The sequence below is a fragment of the Burkholderia sp. IO2 genome (assembly GCF_029522185.1).
Lineage (GTDB): Bacteria > Pseudomonadota > Gammaproteobacteria > Burkholderiales > Burkholderiaceae > Burkholderia > Burkholderia cenocepacia.
On record NZ_JAKWFH010000108.1, the window covers coordinates 1 to 10,283 of the forward strand.

Sequence of the window (10,283 nt, forward strand, 5' to 3'; positions counted from 1 at the left end):
CGCCGGGCTGTGCGGCGGTGGGCTCCGCGGCCGGCTTCGTGGCGCTGGCCGCGCGGCGTGCGGCGGCGCGCGCTTCGGCGGCCTCGCGCTCGCGGCGCTGGCGTGCGAGGCGCAGGTCGTGACGTTCGCGCGCGGCGTCGGCCTGTTCCTGCGACCACGCCTCCCAGCCCGTGCGATCGCCGGTCACCGGCAGCATCGCGATGCAGTCGACCGGGCACGGCGGCACGCACAGGTCGCAGCCCGTGCACAGCGACGCGACGATCGTGTGCATCTGCTTCGGCGCGCCGACGATCGCGTCGACCGGGCATGCCTGCATGCACAGCGTGCAGCCGATGCACAGGTTTTCGTCGATGAACGCGATCGCGCGCGGATGCTCGGTGCCGTTGACCGGGTTCAGCGGAATCACTGGCTTGCCGAGCAGGTTCGCGAGGCGCGCGATGCCTTCGGCGCCGCCGGGCGGGCACTGGTTGTAGTTCGCGTCGCCGGCGGCGATCGCCTCGGCGTACGGGCGACAGCCGTTATAGCCGCACTTCGTGCATTGCGTCTGGGGCAGCAGATCTTCGATGCGATCCGCGAGTGTTTTGGAGTCGGTCACGGTAACAGCGGGCGCAACGGCGCCGAATGGCTCTCGGCCGCGTCGGGCGCGGCCGGAAAGGTTTGCCAAAGCTCGATTATCGCCGATTTCCCGCATTGCGCTGGACGCCGTCTATGCGCATAATCGAACCGCTTTTTTGCAGGGGCTCAGCAGGAGGGCGGCCGTCCGCGGCGCGCCCGTTCCAGGGCGGCCGGCGCCGAGGCGGTGGGGGTGCCGGTCCGGATCAAGCGGCTCACATAGCAAAACGCCACCATGAATCAGCCAAAAATCAAAAGAGATCCTGAAGGTACGCGCCGCCGCATCCTGATGGCGGCAGCCGAAGAGTTCGCGAATGGAGGGCTGTTCGGCGCGCGCGTCGATCAGATCGCGCGCCGGGCCGAAACCAACGAGCGCATGCTCTATTACTACTTCGGCAGCAAGGAGCAGCTCTTCACGGCGGTGCTCGAACACGCGTTTTCCGCGCTGACCGAGGCCGAGCGCGTGCTCGATCTCGATGGCGTCGCGCCGGTCGAAGCCGTCACGCGGCTCGCGCATTTCGTTTGGGACTACTACCGCGACCATCCGGAGCTGCTCCGGCTCATCAACAACGAGAATCTGCACGAAGCCCGCTATCTGCACAAGTCGACGCGGATCCGCGAGATGATGTCGCCGATCGTCGCGAAGCTCGGCAACGTGCTGATGCGCGGCCAGAAGGCTGGGCTGTTTCGCAACGACGTCGATCCGCTGCGCTTCTACGTGACGCTGTCGGGGCTCGGCTACTACATCGTCTCGAACCGCTTCACGCTCGCCGCGACGCTCGGCCGCGACTTCACCGACACCGACGAACGCGCGGAGATGGTCCGGATGAACACCGAGGTGCTGCTCGCGTATCTGCTGCGGCGCTGACGCAACGAACGGACGAGCCGGCGAGCCGCCCGCTCGTCGTCGCCGCATGAAAAAACGCCGCCGTGCGCAAGCAACGGCGGCGTTTTTGCGTCGGAGGGCGGCGTGTCAGGCGGCCTTGCGGGCACGCACGGGTTTTGCGCGCGGGCTGCTTGACGCGCGTTTCGCGGCGGGCGCGGCCTTTGCGGCGGGTGTCCTCGCGGGCGCGACTGTCACGGCCGGCGCCTTCGCGCGCGTACGCTTCGCGGCGGTGGCGCGCGCCGTCGTCTCCGGCTCCGGTTTGGCGGCCGGCACGACGCCGATCGCGGTCGCATCCTGCGCATCGGCGGACAACTTCGTCGCGCCGTTCTTCGGCTCCGGCGCATGCTCGCGGATGAAGTCGCGCAGTTGCGGATAGATGATCGTGCGCCAGCGGCGGCCCGAGAAGATCCCGTAGTGACCGCATTTCTCGGCGGTCAGGCTGCGGCGATCGTCTTGCGGAATGCCCGTGCACAGCTCGTGCGCGACGTGGGTCTGGCCGCTGCCCGAGATGTCGTCGAGTTCGCCTTCGATCGTCATCAGCGCGGTGTGCTTGATGTCCTGCGGCCGCACGCGCTCGCCTTCGACGTCCCACGTGCCTTCCGCCAGCCGGAATTCCTGGAACACGACGCGAATGGTTTCGAGGTAATACTCGGCGGCCATGTCGAGCACCGCGTTGTACTCGTCGTAGAAGCGGCGGTGCGCTTCGGCATCGTCCTCGTCGCCGCGCAGCAGGCTCTGGTAGAAATCCCAGTGCGATTGCGCGTGCCGCTCCGGGTTCATCGCGACGAAGCCCGTGTGCTGCAGGAAGCCCGGATACACCTGGCGGCCTTCGCCCGGATAGTTCGCGGGCACCGTGTGGATCACGTTGTTCTCGAACCACGCGGTCGAGTGCTGCGTGGCGAGCGAATTCACGGAAGTCGGGCTGCGGCGCGCATCGATCGGGCCGCCCATCATCGTCATCGTGAGCGGGGTGTCCTCGCCGCGGCTCGCCATCAGCGAAATCGCCGCGAGCACTGGCACCGTCGGCTGACATACCGAGATCACGTGCAGGTTGCGCGCGCCGATGTGGCGGATGAATTCCTGGATGTACGCGATGTAGTCGTGCAGGTGGAACGGGCCGACCTCGACGGGCACCATGCGCGCGTCGATCCAGTCGGTGATGTAGACCTTGTGATCCTGCAGCAGCGTGCGCACGGTGTCGCGCAGCAGCGTCGAATGGTGGCCCGACAGCGGCGCGCAGACCAGCACGACCGGCTCGTCCTTCAGTTGCGTGACGGCGTCGGCGTCGTCCGAATAGCGCTTGAAGCGCAGCAGCCGGCAGAACGGCTTCTCGATGATCGTCTGCTCGACGATCGGAATGTTGTGGCCGTCCTTGACGATCTGATGAATGTTGAATTCCGGCTTTTCGTAATCCTTGCCGAGCCGATACATCAGCTCATAGGCGGCTGCCATCCGCGGGGCGCCGGGCATCAGCGAGAACGGACTGGACGGATTCGCGAACGACTTCGAGGCGGCCTGGGCCCAGGCCGTGAGGGGGCTCAGCATGGCCCGCTGGAATTCGTGCAGTTGGTAAAGCATGCAGGCTACTCCCGCGTGGGGGACGGTGCGCAAGGGCGGCGTGAGGCGTCGCGGCGTGCCGTGTGGGTCAGCGACCGGCCATGTTGCATTGCAGCCGGACAATCGCGTCGATCATATCGGACAACGATCGGTGGTGCAATGCAACATTTCCCCGGGTTTTCATCAAAGTGTTGCGATTTGACGATCTCTGACCAAGGCCGCGGCGGCAGCGTTCAGCGGCCGGTGGCCACGGCCGGCGCGGGCTGGCCGGCCGCGCGCGCCATCGCGTCTTCGTGGTGCATCAGGTTCATCGCGGTGTGCACGAGCGCCACGTGCGAGAACGCCTGCGGGAAGTTGCCGACGAGCCGCCCGGCGACCGGGTCGTATTCCTCGGCGAGCAGCCCGAGGTCGTTCGACAGCGCGAGCAGGCGGCTGAAGAGCCGATGCGCGTCGTCGATCCGGCCGAGCAGCGCGTAGCTGTCGACCAGCCAGAAGCTGCATGCGAGAAACGTGCCTTCGCCCGGCGGCAGGCCGTCGTCGTATTCGGTCGTGCGGTAGCGCATCACGAGCCCGTCGTGCAGCAATTCCCGTTCGATTGCGTCGACCGTGCCGACGATGCGCGGGTCTTCCGGCGGCAGGAAGCCGAGCTGCGGCAGCAGCAGCACGCTCGCGTCGAGCTCGTCGCTGCCGTAGCTTTGCGCGAACGCCTGCTTGCCTTCGTGCCACGCATTGGCGCAGACGTCCGCATGGATCCGCTCGCGCAGCGCGCGCCAGCGGTCGAGCGAGCCGGGCAGCCGGAACATTTCCGCCGACTTGATCGCACGGTCGAACGCGACCCAGGCCATCACCTTCGAGAACGTGAAATGGCGCCGGCCGCCGCGCGTTTCCCAGATCCCTTCGTCGGGCTCCTGCCAGATCTTTTCCAGATGGTCGAGCAGCGCGCACTGCACGGACCAGACGGTGTCGTCGGCCTGCAGGCCGCCCACGCGCGCGAGGTGCAGCGCGGCCATCACCTCGCCGAACACGTCGAGCTGGAGCTGGTTCGCGGCGCCGTTGCCGACGCGTACCGGCAGCGAGTCCTGGTAGCCGGGCAGCCAGTCGAGCTCCATCTCCGGCAGCCGGCGCTCGCCGGCGATCCCGTACATGATCTGGATCTGCTCCGGCGAGCCGGCCATCACGCGGCCGAGCCACGTGCGCCAGGCGCGCGCCTCGTCGTAGTAGCCGCCGCGCATCAGCGCGAGCAGCGTGATCGTCGCGTCGCGCAGCCAGCAGTAGCGGTAATCCCAGTTGCGGTTGCCGCCGATCTTCTCGGGCAGCGACGTGGTCGGCGCGGCGACGATGCCGCCGGTCGGCTCGTACGCGAGCGCCTTCAGCGTGATCAGCGAGCGGCGCACGGCGGCCGCGTAGCGGCCCTGCACCTGGCAGCGGCCCGCCCATTCGAGCCAGTAGTTCTCGGTGCGCGCGAGCATCGACAGCGGATCGCGCGCGGGCGGCAGCCGCATGTGCGAAGCCGCGTAGCCGAGCGAGAACGGCACGCGCTCGTCGGCGCCGACCGTGAATTCCGCGAGCGTATGGAGGTTCTTGCCGGTGAGCGGCACCGGCGTGCGCAGTACGACGGTGTCGGGCCCGGCGATGGCCTTCATGCCGTCCTCGCGGGTCAGTTGCGTGACCCACGGAATCGAGAAACCGTAGTCGAAGCGCAACACGAGCTCCATGCGCATCTTCATCGTGCCGTGGCGGCCGACGACGATCCGCACCAGCTCGGACCAGCCGTTGCCGGGCGGCATGAAGTCGATCACGGTGACGGCGCCGTCCGCGCTTTCGTAATCGGTTTCGAGAATCAGCGTGTCGCCGCGATAGCGGCGGGTCGTGTGCGTGATCGCGGCGTCGGCGGCCGGAGCAAGCAGCCAGCGGCCGTGCTCGGGCGTGCCGAGCAGCGCCGCGAAGCAGGCGCCCGAATCGAAGCGGGGCCAGCACAGCCAGTCGACGGAGCCGTCTTTTGCGATCAGCGCGGCCGTATGGCCATCGCCGACGAGGGCGTAGTCTTCGATCAGGGCGGGCATGGGCAGGCGATCCTTGGGTATTCGAGTTCACAATGCGGACGTCGGCGGCCCGGACTTCACGCCCGGGCGCCGCGCCCCGTATACTCGGCCGGGCGGCGGAGCGCATGAACGGCCGGCGTTTCGTCCTATCTCAACACTTGAAGCGACTCGATGCAAGGAGGATTCAATGCCCAACCGTTTACGCGAGCATGACGCACGCGCTTCGACACGAGGGTTCCCGCTTAGGCTCGCTCACTGGATGAAAGGTTTCGCGATCGTGCTTTCCCTGTCCGCGACCCACGCGTTTGCACAGCAATCGTCCGCCCCGGCCGACGGCGTCTACAACCTGCTCGTCGGCACCTATACGGGCGGCGGCAGCGACGGGATCTACGTTTACCGCTTCGATACCAAGACCGGCGGCGTCGCGCCGGTATCGTCGGCGAAGACCGAAAATCCGTCGTATCTGTTGCCGAGCCGCGACGGTCGCACCGTCTACGCGGTCAACGAACTGCCCGGCGACAACGGCCCGGCGACGCAGCGCGGCGGCGTGAGCGCATTCCGCTTCGACGCGAAGACGGGCGCGCTGAGCTTCATCGACCGCGTATCGTCCGAAGGGAACGATCCTTGCTATCTCGCGCTGTCGCCGGACGGCAAGTACCTCGTGACGGCCAACTACTCGGTCGCGGCCGATCCGGGCGGCAGCTTTGCGGTGTTCCCGCTGCGCGACGACGGCGCGGTCGGCCAGGCCGTGCTGACGGTTCACCACGAAGGCACCGGGCCCGTGAAGGGCCGCCAGGACGGCGCGCACGTGCATTCGACGGTGTTTTCGCCGGACGGCCGCTACCTGTTCGTGCAGGATCTCGGCGCGGACAAGATCTACGGCTACCGCTACACGGTGGACGGCAGCCGCGGGCTGATCAGCCCGACCGAGGCGCGCTACACGCCGGTGAAGGCCGGCTCGGGCCCGCGCCACATGGTGTTCAGCGCCGACGGCCGGTTCGCGTACGTGACGAGCGAGCTGAACGCATCGGTCGAGGTGTTCGGCTACCACGACGGCAAGCTGACGCCGATCGAGACGCTGCCGATGACGGCGCCGGGCTTCAAGGGCAAGGTCGGCGGCGGCGCGATCCACCTGTCGCCGGACGGCCGCTTCCTGTACGCGAGCAACCGCGGCGACGCGAACGACCTCGTGATCTACGCGGTGAACAAGGCCGACGGCCGGTTGAAGCACGTCGGTCGCCAGTCGAGCCTCGGCAAGACGCCGCGCGAATTCCTGATCGATCCGACCGGCAAGTGGCTGATCGTCGGCAACCAGGACAGCGACACGTTCTACGTGTTCAGCCGCGATGTCGAAACCGGGCAACTCGGCGCGAATCCGCAGAAGGTCGCGGTCGGCAAGCCGGTCGACTTCAAGCTGGTGCCGGTGCAGTAAATGCAAAAGGCGCTGCCGAGGCAGCGCCTTTTTGTGCGGGGCGGCCGGTTGTGTGGCTCGCCCGGATCGACGATTCGCGGCCGCCGGCCTGCCGGCTTCAGTCGGCCGCGGCCGGCACGAGTACCTCGCGGCTGCCGTTGATGCCCATCGCCGACACGAGGCCGGCCGCTTCCATCTGCTCGACGAGGCGCGCCGCGCGGTTGTAGCCGATGCGCAACTGCCGCTGCACCGACGAGATCGACGCGCGCCGCGTGCGCACGACGAATGCGACCGCTTCGTCGTACAGCGGATCGGCTTCCGCGTCCGGCGCGTCGCCGAACAGGTCCTGCGTCGCGCCGTCGGCGGCCGGGCCGTCGAGGATGCCTTCCTCGTACTGCGGCTCGCCGAACTGCTTCAGGTACTCGACGATCCGGTGCACTTCCTCGTCGGCGACGAACGCGCCGTGCACGCGCTGCGGATAGCCGGTGCCGGGCGGCAGGAACAGCATGTCGCCCATCCCGAGCAGCGACTCCGCACCCATCTGGTCGAGGATCGTGCGCGAGTCGATCTTCGACGACACCTGGAACGCGACGCGCGTCGGGATGTTCGCCTTGATGAGGCCCGTGATCACGTCGACGGACGGCCGCTGGGTCGCGAGGATCAGGTGGATGCCGGCCGCGCGCGCCTTCTGCGCGAGGCGGGCGATCAGCTCCTCGATCTTCTTGCCGGCCACCATCATCAGGTCGGCCAGCTCGTCGATCACGACGACGATCAGCGGCAGCTTCGACAGCGGCTCCGGATCGTCGGGCGTCAGCGAGAACGGGTTGCCGATCTTCTTTTCCTTCGCTTCCGCGTCGCGGATCTTCTGGTTGAAGCCCGCGAGGTTGCGCACGCCGACGGCCGACATCAGCCGGTAGCGCTTCTCCATTTCGCCGACGCACCAGTTCAGCGCGTTGGCCGCGAGCTTCATGTCGGTGACGACCGGCGCGAGCAGGTGCGGGATGCCTTCGTAGACCGACAACTCCAGCATCTTCGGGTCGATCATGATGAGCCGCACGTCTTCCGGCGTCGCCTTGTACAGCAGCGACAGGATCATCGCGTTGATCGCGACCGACTTGCCCGAACCGGTTGTACCGGCAACGAGCATGTGCGGCGCCTTCGCGAGGTCGGTGACGACCGGATGGCCGGTGATGTCCTTGCCCATCGCGATCGTCAGTTGCGACGGCGAATGCTGATATTCGCGTGCGGCAAGAATTTCCGACAGGCGGATCATCTGACGCTTCGCGTTCGGCAGTTCGAGGCCCATGCAGGTCTTGCCGGGAATCGTCTCGACGACGCGGATCGACGTGAGGCCGAGGCCGCGCGACAGATCCTTCATCAGGCCGACGATCTGGCTGCCGCGCACGCCGAGCGCGGGTTCGATCTCGAAGCGCGTGATCACGGGGCCGGCCGATGCACCGACCACCGTCACCGGCACCTTGAATTCCTGCAGCCGCTGCTCGATCACCTGCGCGGTTTGCGCGAGGTGTTCCTCGGTGATCGTTTCGATGTCGTCGGATGCCGGTTCGAGCAGGTCGAGCGTCGGCAGTTCGACGCTGAACGACGCGGGTGCGTGGAATTCGAACGCGTTCGGGCGCGGCTGACGGACGGGGGTGTCGGCCGGGGGCGGTTCGGTTGCGTCGGTGGCCTCGGTTGCATGGGCCGCGGGTGCGCCGATTGGCGGGATCACGGTCGGCGGCGCCGAACTGACGGCTGCCGGCGTGGCCGGGAGGTTCGTGCCGGGGACGATTGCTGCCGGCGGTGCCGCGGTCGGCGTCGCGGTCACGTCATGCGACATGGTCCAGCCTGCCGACGAAGCGGCAGGGGCGGGCGATGTCGTGAACGTCTGGGTTGCGGCTGCGGCTGAAGGCGCACCCGCGGGCGGGTGGGCCGGAGTGGCGGCGGCCGTGGTGGCCGGAGCGAGCGCGCTGAAGGACGCCGACGTCGTGGTGGACGCGGTGGGCGACACCGGCAAGCTGATTGGCGGCTGCGGGGTGACTGCGCCGGATGAGCCGGATGTAGCGAAGGTCGTGGTCGTTGTACCGGTCGACGTGGTCGCCGTGCTGGCGGGAAGCGTCGATGCCGGCGCGGAAGACGGTGCAGCGTTCGGCGCGGACGTGAAAGCCGCGGGCGTCGCGATGGCGGGCGCCGGTGTGTCCGGCGTCGGCGCGATCGAACCGAACGTCGAACCCGACGCACCGGTCGTCGATGCCGTCACGACGGGCGCAGCGGTCGATGCGGGCGTCGAAGCGCCGGAAAGCGAACCGTAAGTCATGCCCGTAACACCGGCCGGCGATGCCGGCGCGGCGGAAGTAACGGGCGGTGCCGATGCGGCCGGTTGCGTCAGCGAAGCGGACGCGGTGCCGGTTATGCCAACGGGTGAGATGGCGGCGGTAGCGGCGGCGACGCTCGATGCGGGTGTGGATGCTTGTGCAGTCGAGCCATGAGCCGTGTCGGCCAGTGGCGATGCAGCGATGGCCGAAGCCGTCGAAGCTGCGGCAAACGGTTGAGCCGCGGGCGATTTCGGCACTTCCGAAGCGACGGTCGCCGGTGCCGCAGCGGACGGCATCGTCGGGGCTGTCCACTGTGTGGCGGCGGGCGTCGCGCGTTGAGCGCCGGCCGACAGCGGTGCCGCAGGGTCCGCCTCCATTGCCTTGCCAGCTTCCGGTGCAGGCTGCGATCCGGCCGGTGCGGACGTTGCCGCAGTCGACGCGGTCCCGGAAAGCGTGCGGGCAGACGTCTGCGCGATCGACGAAGAGGGCAGCGCAGCGAACGGAACGATGCTTTCGACGGGTGTTACACCGGCGTGCGCATCGGCAACGCCTTGCGGCACGTGGACCGGTGCGGTGCGGTCGATGGCAGCCGCCGGTTGCGCGTCGTCCTTGTCGTCGATATCGACGGACCCGGCCGGCGTGCTGGTGCCGAGGTCGCGAACCGCTGCATCGCCTGTTTGCGTGGAGGCTGAATGAGCGGATTCCGATCCTGCGGTATTCGCCAGCGATTCGGCGATCGGGTTTTCGGTCGACACGTCGAGGGCGGAAACCGGCGCGCTGACAACGTCGTCCCACGGCGCGAGATCGATGGGCGCGTCGAACGACGGCGCGGCTGCGATCCCGAATGCCGGCGCGGCGGGCACATCGTCGACGTGACGGATCTCGTCGTCGGCGTGATGCGAAACCACGCGATCGTCGGTGCCGGTTTCCGGCAGCGCGTGCGATGTAGCGTCGTCGAGCGCAGGGCCCGGCAACTCGCCAGCCGGCGCCTGCGTGATCCGCGATTCGGCCGGCATGAAGGCGTCGAGCACGATCGGCGCGCGATCGTCGTACGCGGGCACGGCATCGTGTTCTTTGTGTGCTGCCGGAACGTTGGTGTCCTGGGCTGCAATGTCATGTGCCGCGGAGGCGAACGCGTTCGACGCGACCGCCGATGCCGCCGATACCGGCGCGGCCACGCTGCCTGCTGCCGCGGCGACGCCGGCCACGGCGGCGGCCGCGGCCGCCGCGTGCGTTGCATCGGCCGACTGTGCGCCGCCCAGCGACGCCCATTGCGCGGTGCTGGCCTCGATCGAACGCAGCGTGTCGTGAACGCTCGGCGCCGGCGTAATCGGCGCGGCCGGCTTCTCGTTCCACGCATAGAGCGGCGCGCGCGCCGGGGCGGGCGGCGCCGGGCGGCGACGTGCGGCGTCCGGCGACTGGCCGGTGGCCGCCGTGCCCGCGACCGGGCGCACCGGCGGACG

6 protein-coding genes are annotated in these 10,283 nt (G+C 68.4%); 2 read left to right on the top strand and 4 right to left on the bottom strand.

Going from position 1 to position 10,283, the window contains the following annotated elements; all coding sequences use genetic code 11:
• A partial coding sequence (gene rsxB, locus MMB92_RS34445) for an electron transport complex subunit RsxB (protein ID WP_253633908.1) occupies positions 1–691 on the bottom strand: 691 nt, incomplete at its 3' end.
• A gap of 156 nt (positions 692–847) precedes the next feature.
• Between rsxB and MMB92_RS34450 the strand changes: the two genes are divergently transcribed.
• A complete protein-coding gene (locus tag MMB92_RS34450) occupies positions 848–1,480 on the top strand; it encodes a TetR family transcriptional regulator (RefSeq protein WP_006485466.1) in 633 nt (210 codons plus the stop codon).
• Between the two features lie 105 nt (positions 1,481–1,585).
• Here the strand turns inward: MMB92_RS34450 and phaZ are convergent, their stop codons facing one another.
• Both phaZ and MMB92_RS34460 read right to left on the bottom strand, forming a co-directional pair.
• Positions 1,586–3,076: a polyhydroxyalkanoate depolymerase gene (gene phaZ, locus MMB92_RS34455; protein WP_277563248.1), complete on the bottom strand. Its 1,491-nt coding sequence runs from the start codon at positions 3,074–3,076 to the stop codon at positions 1,586–1,588.
• Positions 3,077–3,288: 212 nt separating this feature from the next.
• Positions 3,289–5,118, bottom strand: coding sequence for a glycoside hydrolase family 15 protein (locus MMB92_RS34460; protein ID WP_006486779.1), 1,830 nt, complete (start codon positions 5,116–5,118; stop codon positions 3,289–3,291).
• A gap of 166 nt (positions 5,119–5,284) precedes the next feature.
• Here MMB92_RS34460 and MMB92_RS34465 point away from each other — a divergent pair, with 166 nt between their 5' ends.
• A complete protein-coding gene (locus tag MMB92_RS34465; protein ID WP_085964353.1) occupies positions 5,285–6,529 on the top strand; it encodes a lactonase family protein in 1,245 nt (414 codons plus the stop codon).
• A gap of 97 nt (positions 6,530–6,626) precedes the next feature.
• Here the strand turns inward: MMB92_RS34465 and MMB92_RS34470 are convergent.
• A partial coding sequence (locus tag MMB92_RS34470; protein ID WP_277563249.1) for a DNA translocase FtsK occupies positions 6,627–10,283 on the bottom strand: 3,657 nt, incomplete at its 5' end.

What these genes read in the sequence shown, in the direction of transcription:
- MMB92_RS34460 (WP_006486779.1), bottom strand. Translation starts at nt 5,118, where the DNA reads ATGCCCGCCCTGATCGAAGACTACGCCCTCGTCGGCGATGGCCATACG.
- MMB92_RS34465 (WP_085964353.1), top strand. Translation starts at nt 5,285, where the DNA reads ATGCCCAACCGTTTACGCGAGCATGACGCACGCGCTTCGACACGAGGG.
- MMB92_RS34450 (WP_006485466.1), top strand. Translation starts at nt 848, where the DNA reads ATGAATCAGCCAAAAATCAAAAGAGATCCTGAAGGTACGCGCCGCCGC.
- phaZ (WP_277563248.1), bottom strand. Translation starts at nt 3,076, where the DNA reads ATGCTTTACCAACTGCACGAATTCCAGCGGGCCATGCTGAGCCCCCTC.